Below are 18,671 nucleotides of genomic sequence, written 5' to 3' on the forward strand. Positions count from 1 at the left end.
GCCCGGAAACTGGCACCTCGCGTCAACAAAAATTTCACATCAACAACACAATTAAAGCACTCGCCAGGCTGATAGTTTTGGCGTTAACTATGAGCGAACTTTTTATTTCGTCGTGAGGGACTATGCGTTTCCGGCATTTATTACCGCTCATTGGAGCACTCTTTTCCCTGTATATCATCTGGGGGTCCACCTATTTTGTCATTCGTATAGGCGTGGAAAGCTGGCCCCCGCTGATGATGGCCGGTATTCGTTTCCTTACGGCCAGCGTGCTGCTGATGGCGTTTTTATTGCTGCGCGGCCACAGACTACCGCCGCGGCGTCCCCTGCTTAACGCCGCCCTGATTGGCCTGCTGCTGCTGGCGGTGGGCAATGGCGCGGTAACCGTCGCCGAACACCAGAACGTGCCGTCGGGCATCGCCGCAGTGGTCGTCGCAACCGTGCCGCTGTTTACGCTCTGCTTTAGTCGCCTCTTCGGGATCCGCACCCGTAAGCTCGAATGGCTGGGCATCGCGATTGGGCTTGTGGGTATCATCCTGCTGAACAGCGGCGGTAACCTGAGCGGGAACCCCTGGGCTGCCGTTCTGATCATGATCGGCTCCATGAGCTGGGCCTTCGGCTCGGTCTACGGTTCACGCATCGAGCTGCCCTCCGGGATGATGGCAGGTGCGATTGAGATGCTCGCGGCGGGCATTGTGCTGCTGATGGCCTCCGCGTTGACGGGTGAAAAACTGACGGCGATGCCAGACCTTTCAGGTTTCCTGGCCGTCGGGTATCTGGCGCTGTTTGGCTCGATTATCGCCATCAACGCCTATATGTACCTGATCCGCAACGTCTCACCGGCGGTTGCCACCAGCTACGCCTACGTTAACCCGGTGGTTGCCGTGCTGCTGGGTACCGGTTTTGCGGGCGAAGTGCTGTCGACGATTGAATGGCTGGCGCTGGGTGTGATTGTCTTTGCCGTGGTACTGGTCACGCTGGGTAAATATTTGCTGCCCGCGAAACCGATTGTCACGAGGTGTGAGGTGGAGAAACCGTGATCGGGTGAATGCCCTGGGTATCGATCTGCGCGGCCTGACCGCCGCCGCAGATCCACTCTTCCAGCCGCTCCGTCAGTTCCACGTCATTCAGCTTCATTCTTCCACGCAGCGCGCACTCCCAGACAATCAGCACCCGCCAGCCCTGAGCGTAAAGCTGAGAAACATCGCGTTTATCACGCTCGACGTTTCTGCCAATCTTCTCCAGCCAGAAGTCGGTGCGTGTCGCCGGGACTTTAAACAGATAGCAGTCGTGATGATGCCAGAAACAGCCGTGGGTAAAGATGATGCACTGGTACGCGTCGATGACGAAATCAGGACGCCCGGCAAGCGTGGCATCCTGAACCCTGAATTCAAACCCGACGGCGGTCAGGAGGCCCGCGATCCGTTTTTCAATCGCGGTATCACGCGTGCCGATGGCACGCATGTTTTTACTGCGCGTGGCCTTATTGTGAACGTCCGCCATTGACGGCCTCACTCTGACGAAGCTGAACGGCCTTGCTGATGCGTGAGGCCAGCAATTTAGCTACCGCGGCAAAGGCGGGTACCACCACCGAGTTGCCAAACTGACGATAGGCCTGGGTATCCGATACCGGGATGCGAAAACTGTAGCCCTGCGGCGTCTCAAAGCCCATTAAGCGGGCGCACTCGCGCGGCGTTAAGCGCCGCGGCCGGTGCTGTTGGTTCTGGGGATCGTCAAAATCTTTTTCGCCCAGCGCCTTATCCCAGCCGCGATCGATAAGAATTTCCGCGCCATCTTTGTAATAGCGCGCCGACAGCGTACGCGTCACGCTGTCAGGATTAAGCGGATTGACCATGCCAAACCCAAAGCCATTGCCTTTGGCCTGATGCTTTTTGGCATAGCGATAGAGGTATTTCCACAGCACCGGGGTCAGAATGAATTTCGCATCGACGGCGGGCTCCAGCAGATCGGCCACCGTCGGTCGGCGCACCGGATACAGCGAGGGCAAATCACGCAGCGTAAAATCGCCTTTCAGATTGAGATCGCGGCGAAAGCCCACCAGCACGATGCGTTCCCGGTGCTGTGGCAGGAAGTGTTTGCCGTCGATAATTTTCGGATCGTCCGGCCCCATGTCCTCTGCATCCGCCACGTCATAACCCAGTTCATCCAGCGTTTGCATGATAATGCGGAAGGTTTTGCCGCCGTCATGACTCTTTAAATTCTTGACGTTCTCCAGGACAAAAATTGCCGGGCGGCGGGCATCAATGATCCGGGCAACATCAAAGAACAGTGTGCCCTGCGTATCGCAGGCAAAGCCGTGTGCGCGTCCCAGCGCGTTCTTCTTCGACACGCCAGCCAGCGAGAACGGCTGACACGGAAAGCCCGCCAGCAGCACATCGTGCGCCGGAATGGTATTGCGAATGTGTTCGGCGGCCTCTTCATCGCTGACGCCGGTTTTGTGGCTCAGCGTGACATCCCGAATATCCGCGTTGAACTGGTGCGCGTCGGGATCGCAATACCAGTTGGCTTTATAGGTACGGACGGCATGTTTGTTCCATTCACTGGTGAATACACACTGCCCGCCAATAGCTTCAAAGCCATGGCGAATGCCGCCGATACCGGCAAAGAGATCGATAAAGCGAAAGGCATAATTTGGATGCGCAGCAGGCGGACGCGGCAGCAAATTTTGCAGATAGCGGAACTCACCGTCGCTCAGGCGGTGCCCTGCCCTGTCGCTTATCAGCAGCCGCTTGAGTATCGCCGGGCTCCAGTGGCTCTCGCCATGGGCCACCAGCTGGTTTGCCAGCGTTTTAGCATCATACATTTCCAGCAGCTGACGCAGGAGTGCCTGCACGGCTGCCGTTGATTTCTCAACCCGCTCAGGCGCGGGCACAGTCACTGATCGATTTTCCTGCATTCTCTTAACCGGACAATAAAGACAGAAAACAGAGTACCACAGTTCAGGATCGCACACTGCGACGGAAATGGGTCAATATCTGGCTGTCGGTTCCGAGGTAATCGCCCTGTAATTCGGCACTCAGCTTCGCCATAAACTGGATCAGGAAATCGGCATTGTGACGCGCAAGTTCGCGCCCCCGCGCGGTTTGCATGGTGTCCGGCAGGCGCAGGAGTTTGGTCTGAAAGTGGTCGAGCGCGAAGGCTTTATCATCCAGCTCTCGTGTTCCGGCGAACGGGTCGTCGGCATCAAACAGCGCGGCGCCCAGCGCACCGGCGACGGCAAAGACGCGCGCCAGGCCGATAGCGCCTAACGCCTCCAGCCGGTCGGCATCCTGCACAATTTTGGCCTCCAGGCTTTGCGGCGCGATACCGGCACTGAAGCTGTGCGCTTCAATGGCATGTTCAACGGCTGCATCACGATCGGGCGGAAAATCAGGAAAATCGCGACTGAGGATCTCGCGCGTTTTTCGCGCTGCCAGCCGCGAGGAGTGGCTACGTTGCGGGTGATTTTTCGGCAGGCTGACAATGTCATGGAAGTAGCATGCGGTCAGCACAACCAGCGGATCGCTATCCTCGTCAGCCATTATGGCCTGCGCGGTCATCCAGACGCGGCGAAAATGGGCGATATCGTGCGCCGCATCATCAGTAAAATGATTTTCGTCGAGCCAGCGCTCATAACGGTGCTGCCACTGCGCAAGTTCCATCATCCCATCCTGTTGCTCAAAAGTGAGTGAATTATAATACACCCGAATTAAAATCTTTTATAAATAGAATTACGAAATACTTAATAATAATTACCCGCTATATTTTCAATGAATTAATTCACATGAAAAATAAAGAGATAAAAAGAAATATTTTGTAATATTTTTACCACTTTAATTACATTTATTTTTGAACCTAAATAATAATCCATAGAATAGTATCAGCCATGTAGTTACGGAGGGTAATTACATATATTCAGACAATTTATATTTAAAGGGAATATATAATGAAAAGAAAAGTTCTGGCAATTCTCGTACCCGCGTTATTAATGGCTGGCGCAGCAAATGCGGCGGAAATGTATAACAAGAATGGCAACAAAGTTGACCTGTACGGTAAGGTTGATGCGCGTCATACCTTCTCCGACAACCCAGGCGACGACGGCGATGAAACCTACGTACAGGTGGGTTTCAAAGGCGAAACGCAGATCACGAACGACCTGACAGGCTATGGCCAGTGGGAATATAAAACCTACGCTAACGACACCGAAGGCGCAGGGGATAAATCTTTCAACCGTCTGGCATTCGCTGGTCTGAAATATGGCGACTACGGCTCATTTGATTACGGCCGTAATTACGGCGTCGTGTATGACGTTGAAGCCTGGACCGATATGCTGCCGGTATTTGGTGGAGATTCTTACACCTGGACGGATAACTATATGGTTGGCCGTACTAACGGTGTGGCGACCTACCGTAACAATGATTTCTTTGGTCTGGTCGACGGCCTGAACTTTGCGCTGCAATATCAGGGAAATAATGAAGGTGGACCACACGAAGATCAGGAAGGCCATTATATCAATACTCAGGAAGGCACCAAAAACGGCCATGATGACGTTCGTTTCCAGAACGGCGACGGCTTCGGTATGTCTACCACCTATGACTTCGATTTCGGCCTGACGCTGGGTGCGGCTTATTCTTCCTCTGACCGTACTAACGACCAGGTCGCTTACGGCGCTGGCACCTATAACCGCTTCAGCAAATATGCTGGCGGTGAACGTGCGGAAGCGTGGACAATCGGTGCTAAATACGATGCTAATGATGTCTACCTGGCCATGATGTATGCGGAAACCCGTAACATGACTCCGTACGGCAACGATGGCATCGCCAACAAAACACAGAACTTTGAAGCCGTAGCGCAGTACCAGTTTGACTTCGGTCTGCGTCCATCCCTGGCGTGGGTCTATTCTAAAGGCATCGATTTGGGCGGTAACGATTATCACCCAGGCAATGGCTATGACTATGTAGACCAGGATCTGGTTAACTACATCGACGTGGGCATGACCTACAGCTTCAACAAAAACTTCTCCACCTACGTTGATTATAAAATCAACCTGCTGGACGAAGATGATGCCTTCTACAATGACAACGGTATTGCTACCGATGACATCGTTGGCGTAGGCATGACCTACCAGTTCTAATTCCCATCAATATTAAAGCCCGCGATGCGGGCTTTTTTTATTTGACGCTGAAATGTTATGGCGCTTCCTGCAAGGCCAGGCGAACAAACCCGTTATTCTGCGCCAGCAATTCGTGCGCTTTCCAGGCATCCAGCCCCGTCAGCACCATCAGTACCGCCGTTTTGCACTGGTGGTTGCAGCTTTCCAGCGCGGCCTTCGCCTGAGCCCGGCTACATCCCCCCGCTTCCATCACAATGGCAATTTGTCGTTCGGCCCATCTGGTATTGCTTGCCTCCAGATCAACGCGCAGGTTGCTGTACACCCGTCCGGAACGTACCGCCAGACCGGTGGTGATCATATGCAGGATCATGCTTTGCGCAATGCCTGCTTTAGCGTTGGTATACCCGGCCACCACATCCGCGCCCAGATCGGGAGCAATGACCATGCTCGCCAGCTGCGCCGCTTCACTTTGCGCATCCTCCGTAATGATCGCAACCGTTGAGCCCAGAGACCACGCATGACGCATCGCGCCCCATACCCATGGGGTTTTGCCGCTGACGGACAGCGCCAGCATCATGTCATGCTCGCCAAATTCTATCGTCTGAAGGTCGGCAACGCCGCGCGCGTAGCTACCGGCGTGATCGCCTGCTGTCATCGCAATGACGGGATGTTTTCCCGGCGCAAACGCTTCTGCCGCCTGTTCAGCCACGCGTCCGGACGCGCCCGCGCCGGTCAGTACCAGACGTCCGCCGTGGCTAAGCGTCGCCGCCGCGTTATCCACCACGCGGGCCAGCATACTTAAGTGAGGGGTAAGTGCAGAAGAGATTTGCGCGTCATCCTGGTGTATGACGTTAAGCATATCCAGCGTCGATAATCTGTCGATGTTCGTGGTGCTGGCGTGCCGTCTTTCCCTGGCCGTACCGGTAAGCATAATGCTCATAAACTGCCTCCTTATTATGAGTACCCTCACACTATAAAGTGTTTTATATAGGTCACCTGAGAGGAGGCTCACGAAACGCCTCTCTTTACATGGCTTTATGAAACGCCCGTCATCAGCGATAATTAGCCCTTTCTTATTCATCGCGGAGTGTTAATGAGCGATTTGCAGCCCTTCCCCCCGACGCGCAAGCGCCCTATGAAGCTGAATACGCTGGTTACGCTGATGGTGTGCGCGATTATCGGCTCGGTGCTGCTGGTGGTCTTCGCGCTGTACTCTGTGCAGATCACCCGCGCCACGCGCGATGACGTGAAAGATACCGCGCTGGGTATCGCCAGGACGCTGGCCGACAGCCCGGAGATCAAGCGTGGCCTGATGGAATCGCCGCAGGCTGGCATCATCCAGCCGATTGCCGAGGCGGTGACGAAGCGCAACGACCTGCTGTTTACCGTGGTCACCGACCTGCGTGGGATCCGCTATTCCCATCCAAACGAAGCGCTGTTAGGTTTGCATTTTATTGGCGACGATCTGACGCCCGCCCTGGAAGGGAAAGAGAATGTCTCCGTTAACCGCGGCGCGCTCGCGGAAGCGCTGCGCGTCTTTACGCCCGTGTATGACGACCAGCACGACCAGATCGGCGTGGTGGTGGTGGGTATTTCGCTGAATAAAGTTGAAGATCAGATTGCCCGCGGGCGGCTCAACGCCGTGTGGACCATCTTATTCAGCGTTCTGATGAGCTCAGTGGCGATATGGGGTCTGGTCCGGGTTCTGAAACGTATCCTCTTTGGGCTGGAGCCTTACGAAATCTCAGCCCTCTTTGAGCAGCGCCAGGCCATGTTGCAGTCCCTGCGCGAAGGCGTGATGGCCGTGGATATGCACGGGCGCGTGACGATGATTAACCACACCGCCAGAGAAATATTACTCCTGACCTCGGGCCAGCACTCCGAAAGCAGCAGTGAACCGCTGCTGGCCAGCCTGCGCGAAGTATCCAGGACCGGCATTGCCCGCCAGGATCAGGAGATCGGCTGTAACGGGCGGCTGCTGCTGTGCAACATGGTCCCCGTGAAAAGCCAGAATCAGGTGATCGGGGCGATCAGCACGTTCCGCGACAAAACCGAAATCAGCCAGTTAATGCAGCGTATTGATGGCATGGTCAGCTACGTTGATGCCCTGCGCTCCCATACGCATGAGTTTATGAATAAGCTGCACGTGATCCTCGGCCTGCTGCACATGAAGCGCTACGATAAGCTGGAGGAGTACATCATCCAGACCGCGCAGAATTATCAGACGGATATCGGCGCAATACAGCGCAAAGTTAAATCGCCGGTCATTGCGGGCTTCCTGCTGGGTAAAATTAACCGCGCTAAAGAGGCCGGAGTGACCCTGACGCTGGCGGAGGAGAGTCAGCTTCCTGACACCGCCAATGAAGAGCAGGTTGCGGTGCTGATCACCGTGCTGGGCAATTTAATCGAAAATGCCCTGGATGCGATGGAAGGCCAGCCGGAAGGCGAGATAGGCCTGCTGCTGCATTATCAGAACGGCTGGCTGAGCGGTGAGGTCAGCGATGACGGTCCCGGCATTGATCCCGAGCGGCTGGAGGCTATTTTTACAAAGGGCTACTCAACAAAAGGTGAAAACCGCGGCGTTGGGCTGTTCCTTGCTCGTCAGCAGATCCAGAATCTGGGCGGAGATATTACCGTCGAGTCGGAGCCTGGCGTATTTACCCAATTTTTTGTTCAGATCCCCTGGGATAGCGAGAGGAATATCGCGTGATAAATGTGTTAATTGTCGATGATGACGCCATGGTAGCCGACCTCAACCGTCTGTATGTTAACCGCGTTGAGGGTTTTAGCTGCTGCGGCGTCGCTTCCACGCTCAACCAGGCCGAGGCGTTGATCGCCAACCCAGGCCAGCCGATCGATCTGGTGCTGCTGGATGTCTATATGCAGCAGGATAACGGGCTGGATCTGCTGCCCATCATCCGCGCATCGGGCCGCCCGATTGATGTCATCATGATCTCGTCGGCCTCCGACGCCACAACGATCCAGACCTCAATGCACTATGGCGTGGTGGATTACCTGATTAAACCGTTCCAGTTCCCGCGTTTTGAAGAGGCGCTGAACGGCTGGAAGGCAAAGCGCAGCCTGATGGGATCGCATCAGTATTATGAACAGGCCGACGTCGACAGGCTGATCCACGGCGGCGCGCCGGAGCTGGCCGACAGCAAAAAATTACCGAAAGGCCTGACGCCGCAGACGCTGCGCACCATTTGCCAGTGGATCGACAGCCATCCGGAGATAGAATTTTCCACCGACGATCTGGCGAATGCGGTCAACATTTCCCGCGTCTCCTGCCGCAAATACCTGATCTGGCTGGCGCAAATTAATATCCTGTTCACCAGCATTCACTACGGCGCTACCGGCCGGCCGGTATATCGCTACCGTTTGCAGCCGGAACAGGTCGGCCTACTCAAACAGTACTGCCAGTAATTCGGTAGCTGTCGTCCAGAAGGGTAAAACGGAAGTGGTGCATCGAGGAGATCACCACTTCTTTTGTTTTGGTGACAAAGATGGCTTCAATATCGGGGCGCGAACGCAGCGCGGTGCAGCCCTTTTCCACGCCCATGCCGTAGATCAGCGTGGTCCAGATATCGCCGTCGAGGGAGTCTGGCGAAATAATCGTCACGCTGTCCAGTTCGTTATCCAGCGGGTAGCCGGTGCGTGGGTCAAGTATGTGGTGATAACGTTTGCCGTTCAGCTCGAAGTAGCGCTCATAGGTGCCTGACGTCACCACCGACCGGTTTTCGACCGTCATTGCGCCAATCAGCGCGTCACCGGCGAACGGTTTTTTCAGGCCGACGCGCCAGCCGCCCTCCGGCGAACCTAACGTCTGGACGTTGCCGCCAAGGTTGATCAGCCCAAGTTCAACGCCCTCTTTATGCAGGTAATCCCGCACCCTGTCGGCGATATAGCCTTTAGCAATGGCCCCCAGATCGATCTCCATTCCCTGGCGAGTAAGGAACACGCTGCTGTTGGCTTCATCCAGCACCACGTCCGCAGGATGCGTGATGCCCAGCAAGGCGGCGATCTCGTCCGCGGGCGGTACAGCGTCCCCCTTAAAGCCAATTTTCCAGCGCTTCACCAGCGGGCCGATCGCCAGGTTAAAGGCGCTGTCTTTAAGCAGGCTGGCCGCTTTCGCGCAGCGGATCAGCTCGAACACCGGGCGACTGACGGCAACCGGATGCTGACCGGCCGCATGGTTGATGTCCATTACCTGGGAGTGCGCTCGGTTAACGGTAAGCAGATCTTCGTACTGTTTGATCAGGCGAAACACGCGAGAGGCAAGCGCTTCGTCATGGGAAAAGAGTTTCAGGAGGATGGGCGATCCCATCAGAACGGCGGAGTAGCTGTAAACGCGATGGCTATCAGGCATTTCATGAGTCCTCAGATGTAGCCCCGGCAGGCACCGCGCCGCCGGGGAAACAGGAGCCTTACCGTGTTTTCGAACGCATAGCCGCCTGATGTCCTGCAAGCGTACCAAAAATAATGATATCTGCCACCGCGTTACCGCCGATGCGGTTACCGCCGTGGATGCCTCCGACAACCTCACCCGCAGCAAACGCTCCCGGCAATACGTTGTGGTTGCTGTCCAGCACGCAGGTTTCTGTGTTAATGGTCACGCCGCCCATGGTGTGGTGAACGCCCGGTGCAATCTGAATGGCGTAGAACGGCCCTTCGTTGATTGGCGCACGCAGCGCGGTGGTGCGGCCGAAATCATCGTCGTGCTGTTTCTCCACAAAGCCGTTGTAGCGTTCCAGCGTTGCCAGGAACTGGTGGTGATCCATCCCCAGTGCTTCCGCCAGGGCTTTTGGCGAGCTGGCGCTGGTAACAAACCCTTTTGCGATGTACTCATCCGCGGCTTTGTTTTTGGCGCGAACATGCTCGTCAAAGACGATGTAAGCGTATTTCTCCGGCAGCGCGATGATCTGCGCCGAGACTTTGTCGCGGGTCGACATTTCGTTATAGAAGCGGTTGCCCTGCTGGTTTACCAGAATCGCCCCGCCGCCGCGGATGGATTCGGAAATCAGATACGACGTTTTCTGCTCAACGGTTGGGTGGATCTGAATTTCGCCCATATCCACGGTGCCCGCACCGATACGCTCCAGCAGCGCGATACCGCCTCCGGTCGCCCCTTTGTGGTTGGTGGTAACGAACCCTGCCAGATCCGGACGGTATTTCACCACCATCTGGCTGTTGGCGCTGAAGCCGCCCGTTGCCACAATCACGCTTTTAGTTGCCACGGTGAGGGTTTCGTTCTCTTCGGTGGTCAGACGCACGCCGGTCACTTCGCCATTTTCGAAAATGATGTCGCTCACGGAGGTATCCAGCATCACCTCGATGTTGCGCTTGTTGACGTTACGCACCAGGCCGCTGATCAGATACCCGCCCACTGCGGAACCGTCTTTCGGACGGTGCGTACGGTCGATGCTCATCCCGCCGGTGGTGGTAATGTCGTTCAGCATAATGCCGCGCGTGGCCAGCCATTCGATAGCCTGCGGCGCGTTCTCGACAAAGCGACGCAGCAGTTCAGGGTCGTTCTTGTTGCCACCGCCTTTCAGACTTTCCTGGTAGAACAGCTCTTTGCTGTCCTGAATACCTTTCACGCGCTGGAAGCGGGTCTCCGCCGCGTTCATCCCGGCCGAGGCTTTAATGGTGTTCCCGCCGATGGTGGGCATTTTCTCGACGATCAGCACGTTCGCGCCTTCGTCATGCGCCTGAATCGCCGCTGCCAGACCGGCGCCGCCGCTGCCGACCACCACCACATCCACGCTTTTAGTCTCATTCGGGTCTGCGCCCTCTTCCGCCGCCAGCGCTTTGCTGGATTTCAGCATCGCCTTCGAGACCGCTTTTTTCACCGCCTCGCTCTGGCTGGTCGCGCCCGTAATCGCGTCCACGTGCGGGGTGTTGGCATCCAGAATACGGGTACGGATCTCTTCGAAGCTGGTGACAAACTCGACGTCTTCACTCGGGCCGGAGGCCAGTTCGATATCGGCGATGCGGTCGGTTTCGAGGCTGACGTTAATCACCAGCTCGTTAGCATCGTCCTGCACTTTTTCAATAAAGGTGCCCGGTTTGAATTTAGATTCGCCCATGCTCATGTCGCGGATCATCGCTTCCACCAGCGAGAAGCGCCACAGCGGTTCCGGGATGCTCAGTTCTTCGCGTCGGGTGCTGTCCATAAACAGCTCCAGGCTTTCGCCCGCCGCGATGCGATCGGTCCAGTCCGGATAGGCGATGGTGGCGCGGCCAACGGCAATCAGGTCGTAACCGTGATCCAGCGCTTCATTCACATCCGTGGCATTCACCACGCCGCCAACGCCCATTACCGGTACCTGCGCCAGCGTGTCAGAGCGCATGGCGCAGTATTTTTCGATAAGTGGCGTCGGGTCCTGAGTATCGACGATAGAAGGACGCAGGGCGGCGCCAAGGGAGAAGTGGAGATAATCCACCCCGCGCGCGGCCAGTTTTTCCAGCAGATACAGGGTGTCCTCAAAGCGGATGCCCGGGACTTCAAGCTCTTCCGGAGAGAAACGGTAGCCAATGATAAACGCGTCGTCCGCGTACTGGCGCACCATCTTGTGGGTAATGTCCAGCACCGCCAGCGGGAATTTCGCGCGGTTTTCGCGGCTACCGCCCCACTCGTCGTCGCGCTGGTTGGAGTTCGGGGAGAAGAACTGCTGGATCAGATAGGTATTCGCCCCGTGGATTTCGACGCCGTCGAACCCGGCCTGAATTGCGCGGCGCACGGCTTCGCCGAACTTGCCGATCATGCCTTCCACCTCTTCCGCGGTCAGGGCAACCGGCGTGGCGGCACCGTCACGCGGCGCGGCAACGGCGCTTGGGCCAACCGGCGTGCGGCCCCCGATCAGTTTTGGGTCAACCATGCGGCCGCCGTGGTAGATTTGCAGCAGGGCTTTGGAGCCTTTTGACTTAATGGCGTCAGCGATTTTTGCCAGCCCGGCGATTTTCTCGTCGTTATCAATACCAATTGCGCCCGGGAACGCCAGGCCGAGATCGTCAACAAAACAGCACTCAACGATGATGGTGCCGATGCTGCCCGCGCGGGCGCGGTAGTACTCCACCAGCTCGCTGGTCACGGTGCCATCGTAATAACCGGTACAGGTTGTCATCGGGGCCATTAACAAACGGTTTTTCAGTTCAGTACCATTCGGTAATGTGAAGGGGCTTAAAATACGTTCGTTAGTGCTCATAATAGAAACTCCAAACTTTAAAAATTAAGAATTCGTTATCGGGATGATTTTTTATTTCGTGTTTTTTGCCGATGTCATGATAGTAATATAAAGCTTTTTTTAGTTTCTAAAGTCATTACGTTAGTTAATAAACTATTTAATCCCTTCGATAACATTAATAACACATTGGTGTTAGCAGGAATGTTTCACTCGTTCACAAGAATTTAAAAAAAGTTAAATTATAAAAGGTCAAACCAATACACCAAATCTAGCAAAAAACCCTATAAAACAACGATAAACAAAAACACCAGAATTTAAATGTTATAGTTTTGATACATAAAATGCGTAAAATTAGCGAATAACCACACTACTCAGAGTGGTTATTATAAAAAATATAAAAATAGCCATTCAGTTCCGTTTTTTTGATCGCGATCAATAGTTATGGCATTCAAAAGAGCAATATAAAAACATCATCATTTTTTATTTAGCGCAAACCAAAATGCGTTAAATCGCTATTAGTGAAAACACAAATCCGCACCTTAAATAACTAAAAAAAGCAAAAAGGATATTTCAATCGAATTTGTGTTTTCGCCGGGCGACGAATTTTTGACAACTTAAGACGTGAAACTATGAATACAAAAACTGCTGTAACGCCTCCTGCGGCGAATCTGGCATCAAATGGAACAGCAAAACGACTGCTGATGATGGCTTTGCCCGTCATTGTTGCCGTCCTGCTGTTGTTTGTCCCCGTTCCGGAAGGGCTGCCGCCTTATGCGTGGCACTACTTCGCCATCTTTGTCGGCGTCATCGTCGGCTTAATTTTCGAACCGCTGCCGGGCGCCGTGATCGGTCTTACCGGCGTCGTGGCGATTGCGCTGTGCAGCCAGTGGGTACTCTTTAGCCCGGAACAGCTGGCTGACCCAAAATTCAAGCTGGCGGGCGCCTCCTTTAAATGGGCGGTCAGCGGGTTTGGTAACTCCACCGTCTGGCTGATTTTCGGTGCCTTTATGTTCGCCGCAGGCTACGACAAAACCCGCTTCGGCCGCCGTCTGGCGCTGATTCTGGTGAAGTACCTGGGCCGTCGCAGCCTGACGCTCGGTTACGCCATTACGTTTGCGGACCTGCTGCTGGCCCCGTTCACCCCGTCCAACACCGCGCGCAGCGGCGGGACCATCTACCCGATCATCGCCAACCTGCCGCCGCTGTACGGTTCAAAACCCAATGACCCAAGCGCGCGCAAAATCGGTTCGTATCTGATGTGGGTAGCCATCACCGCGGCCTGTATCACCAGCTCGATGTTCCTTTCCGCTCTGGCACCTAACCTGCTGGCGCTGGCGCTGGTAAAAAGCACGGTTGGAATTGATATCTCCTGGGGGACCTGGTTCCTCGCCTTCCTGCCGCTGGGCATCCTGCTGATCCTGACCATGCCGCTGCTGGCCTACTGGTTCTACCCGCCGGAAGTGAAGGTAAACAACGAAGTACCGCTGTGGGCGACCCGTGAACTGGAAAAACTGGGCAAACTGTCGCGCAATGAGATCCTGCTGCTGGTGTTCGTGTGCTGTGCGCTGCTGATGTGGATCTTCGCCGCGGCGTGGATTGAACCGGCCATGGCTGCCCTGCTGATCGTTGGCCTGATGCTGTGGACCGGCGTGCTGGAGTGGAACGATATCACCGGTAACAAAGCCGCGTGGAATACCTTCGTCTGGTTCGCCACCCTGGTGGCGCTGGCGGATGGCCTCTCCTCCACCGGTTTTATCAGCTGGCTGGGTAAAGAAGGCGGCCTGCTGATGAGCGGTATCTCTCCGGGTGTCGCCACCATCGTGCTGCTGCTGGCTTTCTACCTGCTGCACTACCTGTTCGCCAGCACCACCGCGCACACCACGGCGCTGCTGCCTGCGATGCTGACCATCGCCTCCACCATTCCGGGCATGAATATGGAAGTGTTCGTTCTGCTGATGGTGACCTCGCTGGGCGTGATGGGGATCATTACCCCCTACGGTACCGGTCCAAGCCCGATTTACTACGGTAGCGGCTACCTGCCAACCAAAGACTACTGGCGCCTCGGTACCATCTTCGGTGCCATCTTCCTGACAGCTCTGCTGCTGATTGGTTACCCGTGGATGTCCATGATGTTCTGATTCCTGACCGCCGGACATTTCCTCCGGCGGTTAAATTTTTGTGGAGCAAGCTATGTCAAACAAACCCTTTTTCTACCAGAACCCCTTCCCCCTCGCGCATGACGACACCGAATATTATCTGCTGACCAAAGAGCACGTTTCCGTTGCCGAGTTCGACGGTCAGGAAGTGCTGAAAGTCGAGCCAGAGGCGTTGACCCTGCTGGCACAGCAGGCCTTCCACGACGCGGCATTTATGCTGCGCACCTCTCACCAGAAGCAGGTTGCGGCTATTCTGAGCGACCCGGAAGCCAGCGAGAACGATAAGTACGTTGCCCTGCAATTCCTGCGCAACTCCGAGATTGCGGCGAAAGGCGTGCTGCCCACCTGTCAGGATACCGGTACGGCAATCATTATGGGTAAGAAAGGCCAGCGCGTCTGGACCGGCGGCGGAGACGAAGCGGCGCTGAGTCAGGGCGTGTATAACACCTATATTGAAGACAACCTGCGCTACTCGCAGAATGCGGCGCTGGATATGTATAAAGAGGTGAATACCGGCACCAACCTGCCCGCGCAGATTGACCTCTACAGCGTGGACGGCGACGAGTATAAATTCCTGTGCATGGCGAAAGGCGGCGGTTCTGCCAACAAAACCTATCTCTACCAGGAAACCAAAGCGCTGATCACTCCGGCGAAGCTGAAAAACTACCTGGTTGAGAAGATGCGGACCCTGGGTACCGCAGCCTGCCCGCCGTACCACATTGCCTTTGTTATCGGCGGAACCTCAGCGGAAGCCACGCTGAAAACCGTTAAGCTGGCTTCTACCCGCTACTACGATGCGCTGCCAACCGAAGGCAACGAACACGGCCAGGCGTTCCGTGATGTTCAGCTCGAACAGGAACTGCTTCAGGAAGCGCAGAACCTTGGTCTGGGCGCGCAGTTTGGCGGCAAATACTTTGCCCACGACATTCGCGTAATCCGCCTGCCGCGCCACGGTGCCTCCTGCCCAATCGGCATGGGCGTCTCCTGCTCCGCTGACCGTAATATCAAAGCGAAAATCAACCGCGACGGGATCTGGATTGAGAAGCTGGAGCACAATCCGGGCCAGTATATTCCTGAATCCCTGCGTCAACAGGGTGAAGGCGACGTGGTGAGCATCAATCTCGACAAGCCGATGAATGAGATCCTGGCGCAGCTTTCCGCGCACCCGGTCTCCACCCGCCTGTCGCTGAACGGCACCATCATCGTGGCGCGCGATATCGCCCACGCGAAGCTGAAAGAGCTGCTCGACAACGGGGAAGAACTGCCGCAGTACGTTAAAGATCACCCGATTTACTACGCAGGCCCGGCCAAAACGCCAGAAGGTTACGCGTCTGGCTCACTCGGCCCGACCACTGCGGGACGTATGGACTCCTATGTGGACTTACTGCAATCCCACGGCGCGAGCATGATCATGCTGGCCAAAGGTAACCGCAGCCAGCAGGTCACCGACGCCTGCCATAAGCACGGCGGCTTCTACCTCGGCAGCATCGGCGGCCCGGCGGCGGTGCTGGCGCAAAACAGCATCAAGAGCCTGGAGTGCGTGGCGTATCCTGAACTGGGAATGGAAGCCATCTGGAAAATTGAAGTGGAGAACTTCCCGGCGTTTATCCTGGTGGATGACAAAGGCAACGACTTCTTCCAGCAGATCCAGAATAAACAGTGCAAAGGGTGCTCACAGCGCTGAACGTTTCCATAACGCCGGAAGCAGCGACAGCGTATCGTTGATCAACCCGCGCTTGTCGCTGCCCGGCTTCCAGATAGTGACCATCGTCTGGCTTATCCCCTGGCTGCCCACTTCGGTGGGCATCCTTTTTACATTTTTCCACTGCGTTGCCTGAAGATGGGTCGGCAAAAACCCCCAGCCGCAGCCCTGCTCCAGCAGGCTGCGCAGCATCTCCAGTTCGTTAGTGAAAAGCGTGTGCCCTGAAATTTGCAGGCGACGGGCAACCGGCTCGTCTGACGCGGGATGCATAATCACCTGTGGCACCAGAGAGAGATCGAGCAGCGACACCGGCGACGCAACCTCCGCAAAAAGCGCCGTTGCGGCGTAAAAATCCATTTCGATCGCCCCCAGCGCCCGCCACTCCATCTCATTGCCCACGCTGCGGTTGCGCGCCTGGCAGATCCCCAGATCGGCCTGACCGTTTGCCAGCATCGCTTCCGCCTCATCGCGCGATGCGCTGGTCAGGCTCAGGCGGATCTTTTTCGTCGCCAGTGTGGCAATCAGCGCCTGTAAAAAAGCTCTGGGGGTGAACGGATCGTAAGCGAGGGCGATGTCCTGCGTCGCGCTGTCCGGTACCGATCTGGCAAACGCCTCAAACACTTTGACCTGGCGCATCAGCAGGTGCGCCTGCCGCTGAAGCTGCTCCCCCTCCGGCGTCAGGCGCAGGCTGCGCCCCTCCCGCAGGAACAGAGCATAGCCCAGCCCATCCTCAAGGAAATCGATCAGATCCCGCAGGGTAGTACGATCTTTGCCGAGTTTACTGGCCGCCTTCATCAGGCTGCCGTGTTCAGCGACGGCAGTGAACGCCTCAAGCTGGGCAAAGGAATAGATCAGTGATGCCACGCCATTCTCCACGCAATTTTTACGGGGGATTTTCCCCCATAACGCGTTTTTTATTATAGGCCGCAGGTTCTTAAACTGAAGTCCTTCCTGAGCCAAACGAGATAAATATGAAAATCAAAACAAACCGCACGCTGCTCGCGGCGCTGGTTGTCAGCAGCCTGCTCTCGCCCGCCGTTATGGCGGCCTGCAACGGTACCGACCTCACCACCTGTCCGGCGCCTTTCGATGCCAGACTCCCGGACGCGCATACCATGCTCACCTGGAGCCAGGCCGATCGCGTGGTGGGCTTTCGCAATGACTACCGCAACTACGCAGGGGATGTGTTCCGCCACGGCAACGCTACGCCGCTGCTGCCCGCAGAAAAACCGCTCACCGATGCCCGCTATCAGGTGAAGGGTAAGAGTTACACTCTTCAGGATTACCTGAAACGCCAGAACGTCAGCGGCATGCTGGTGCTGAAAAATGGCAAAGTGGCCTATAAATACCTGGGAGAAGGCAATACCGACTCAACGCTCTGGACGTCGCGGTCCGTGGGCAAATCCGTGGTCTCCGCGCTGGTGGGTGTTGCAATTAAAGAAGGGAAAATCCACTCCCTGGACGACCTTGTCACCCAATACGAACCTGACTTAAAAGGCACCGCCTGGGAGGGCGTAACGCTAAAACAGCTCATCACCCACACCTCTGGCGTGGCGTGGAAAGAAGATTACACCAACCCGCAATCTGACTTCGCCCGGCTTACCGAATGCGAAGCGAAGCCGGGCACCTACAACTGCGTGCGCACCCTGGTGAAGGGGTTACACCGTGAACACCCGGCGGGCGAAAACTGGTCCTATTCCTCGGGTGGCGCCTGGCTGTTAGGCGATGTGCTTGAGCGCGCCACCGGCATGACGCTCGCGGCGTATCTGGAGAAGACCATCTGGCAGCCGTACGGCATGGCGAGCGACGGCGTGTGGCATGCCTACAGCAAAGGCCAGCACGACGTGGGTGCGCATGGGTTCAACGCCACGCTGGAAGACTGGGGGCGTTTCGGGGAGTTTATCCTGCATAACGGTACGCTGCCGGACGGGAAGCAGATCCTCCCCGAGGGCTGGGTGAAACAGTCCTCAGCCTGGACACAGGCCAAAGGATCGGTGTCCGACGCGCATCCGAAGGGGTTATACGGCTACCAGTGGTGGAACAACGAAGTACCAGCCACCGCCACACACGTGGAGCCGAAAGTCGAAAATTCGCTGAAGGATTCCCTGTGGGCGCTGGGTATTTTTGGTCAGATGATCATGGTTAATCAGAAAGAAAATCTGGTTATCGTCCAGTGGTCCACCTGGCCGCAGGCAGAGCCGTCATTCAGCGCCCAGCCGCTGGAAGCGTCGCTGATGTTTAGCGCGATTGCGAACGCGCTGCGCTGATAATCCCAAGCCAGGCCCCGCCTGGCTTCTCACCTGCGCGATGTCACAAAACCGATATATCAGCAACTTAGCGAAATCGAGTAAATAAAAGATCACCGAAATGTTAAGTTATTGTTGAATATGTAAATACTGGTCAACGCTTTGTCATTAATGCACCACACGCATCAGTCCATGCGCTATTTGCGCTTATTAATTTCCACTTCCTGATCCAGTTTTCAGAAACAGACGAGCATAACGTCACTATAAAAC

At 55.8% G+C, this 18,671-nt stretch carries 14 protein-coding genes; 7 read left to right on the forward strand and 7 right to left on the reverse strand.

From position 1 onward, the window contains the following. Nucleotides 1-122 precede the first annotated feature (122 nt). Nucleotides 123-1,037 (forward strand): drug/metabolite exporter YedA, encoded by a 915-nt coding sequence (yedA, locus tag AC4OVU_RS13620; RefSeq protein WP_110293042.1) that lies wholly within the window; start codon nt 123-125, stop codon nt 1,035-1,037. On the opposite strand, the gene AC4OVU_RS13625 is transcribed toward yedA, so the two are convergent. Genes AC4OVU_RS13625 through AC4OVU_RS13635 form a run of 3 tightly spaced genes read right to left on the reverse strand, consistent with a single transcriptional unit; the run spans nt 1,009 to nt 3,659 of the window. Then, nucleotides 1,009-1,500: a very short patch repair endonuclease gene (locus tag AC4OVU_RS13625; protein ID WP_017693140.1), complete on the reverse strand. Its 492-nt coding sequence runs from the start codon at nt 1,498-1,500 to the stop codon at nt 1,009-1,011. The two genes, yedA and AC4OVU_RS13625, sit on opposite strands and share 29 nt — an antisense overlap. After that, nucleotides 1,481-2,914, reverse strand: a complete 1,434-nt coding sequence (locus AC4OVU_RS13630) for a DNA cytosine methyltransferase (RefSeq protein ID WP_110293041.1) — start codon at nt 2,912-2,914, stop codon at nt 1,481-1,483. Before AC4OVU_RS13630 ends, AC4OVU_RS13625 begins: the two co-directional genes overlap by 20 nt. Before the next feature lie 43 nt (nt 2,915-2,957). Then, the gene (locus AC4OVU_RS13635) at nt 2,958-3,659 is read right to left on the reverse strand and encodes a phosphohydrolase (protein WP_110293040.1); all 702 of its coding nucleotides are present in this window, start codon (nt 3,657-3,659) and stop codon (nt 2,958-2,960) included. A gap of 284 nt (nt 3,660-3,943) precedes the next feature. Between AC4OVU_RS13635 and ompC the strand changes: the two genes are divergently transcribed. Continuing rightward, complete coding sequence (ompC, locus tag AC4OVU_RS13640) at nt 3,944-5,131, forward strand: porin OmpC (protein ID WP_129541329.1); 1,188 nt, start codon at nt 3,944-3,946, stop codon at nt 5,129-5,131. Nucleotides 5,132-5,186: 55 nt separating this feature from the next. Here ompC and AC4OVU_RS13645 read toward each other — a convergent pair whose 3' ends face one another. After that, on the reverse strand, nt 5,187-6,050 hold the full coding sequence (locus AC4OVU_RS13645) for an N-acetylmuramic acid 6-phosphate etherase (RefSeq protein WP_032671692.1): 864 nt from the start codon (nt 6,048-6,050) through the stop codon (nt 5,187-5,189). Between the two features lie 153 nt (nt 6,051-6,203). Between AC4OVU_RS13645 and AC4OVU_RS13650 the strand changes: the two genes are divergently transcribed. Further along, nucleotides 6,204-7,820, forward strand: a complete 1,617-nt coding sequence (locus AC4OVU_RS13650) for a sensor histidine kinase (RefSeq protein WP_032619380.1) — start codon at nt 6,204-6,206, stop codon at nt 7,818-7,820. Then, nucleotides 7,817-8,536 carry a two-component system response regulator DcuR gene (gene dcuR / locus AC4OVU_RS13655; RefSeq protein WP_045339044.1) on the forward strand — a complete coding sequence of 240 codons (720 nt, stop codon included), beginning with the start codon at nt 7,817-7,819 and terminating at the stop codon, nt 8,534-8,536. Before AC4OVU_RS13650 ends, dcuR begins: the two co-directional genes overlap by 4 nt. Here dcuR and AC4OVU_RS13660 read toward each other — a convergent pair. Both AC4OVU_RS13660 and AC4OVU_RS13665 read right to left on the reverse strand, forming a co-directional pair. Further along, the gene (locus tag AC4OVU_RS13660; protein ID WP_045338595.1) at nt 8,517-9,479 is read right to left on the reverse strand and encodes an FAD:protein FMN transferase; all 963 of its coding nucleotides are present in this window, start codon (nt 9,477-9,479) and stop codon (nt 8,517-8,519) included. The two genes, dcuR and AC4OVU_RS13660, sit on opposite strands and share 20 nt — an antisense overlap. Nucleotides 9,480-9,537: 58 nt before the next feature. Further along, entirely contained in the window at nt 9,538-12,318 is a 2,781-nt protein-coding gene (locus tag AC4OVU_RS13665; protein ID WP_058687490.1) for a flavocytochrome c, read from the reverse strand. A gap of 608 nt (nt 12,319-12,926) precedes the next feature. Here AC4OVU_RS13665 and AC4OVU_RS13670 point away from each other — a divergent pair. Further along, nucleotides 12,927-14,435, forward strand: a complete 1,509-nt coding sequence (locus AC4OVU_RS13670; protein WP_080347204.1) for an anion permease — start codon at nt 12,927-12,929, stop codon at nt 14,433-14,435. A gap of 52 nt (nt 14,436-14,487) precedes the next feature. Then, nucleotides 14,488-16,137, forward strand: a complete 1,650-nt coding sequence (gene fumA / locus AC4OVU_RS13675) for a class I fumarate hydratase FumA (RefSeq protein WP_049013076.1) — start codon at nt 14,488-14,490, stop codon at nt 16,135-16,137. Here fumA and AC4OVU_RS13680 read toward each other — a convergent pair. Further along, nucleotides 16,126-17,031, reverse strand: a complete 906-nt coding sequence (locus AC4OVU_RS13680) for a LysR family transcriptional regulator (protein WP_491928703.1) — start codon at nt 17,029-17,031, stop codon at nt 16,126-16,128. The genes fumA and AC4OVU_RS13680 overlap by 12 nt on opposite strands. 95 nt (nt 17,032-17,126) lie before the next feature. On the opposite strand from AC4OVU_RS13680, the gene AC4OVU_RS13685 reads away from it, so the two are divergent. Next, nucleotides 17,127-18,422, forward strand: a complete 1,296-nt coding sequence (locus tag AC4OVU_RS13685) for a serine hydrolase domain-containing protein (protein ID WP_110292916.1) — start codon at nt 17,127-17,129, stop codon at nt 18,420-18,422. Nucleotides 18,423-18,671: the final 249 nt, after the last annotated feature.

The sequence above is a fragment of the Enterobacter sp. 6722112 genome, assembly GCF_058661685.1.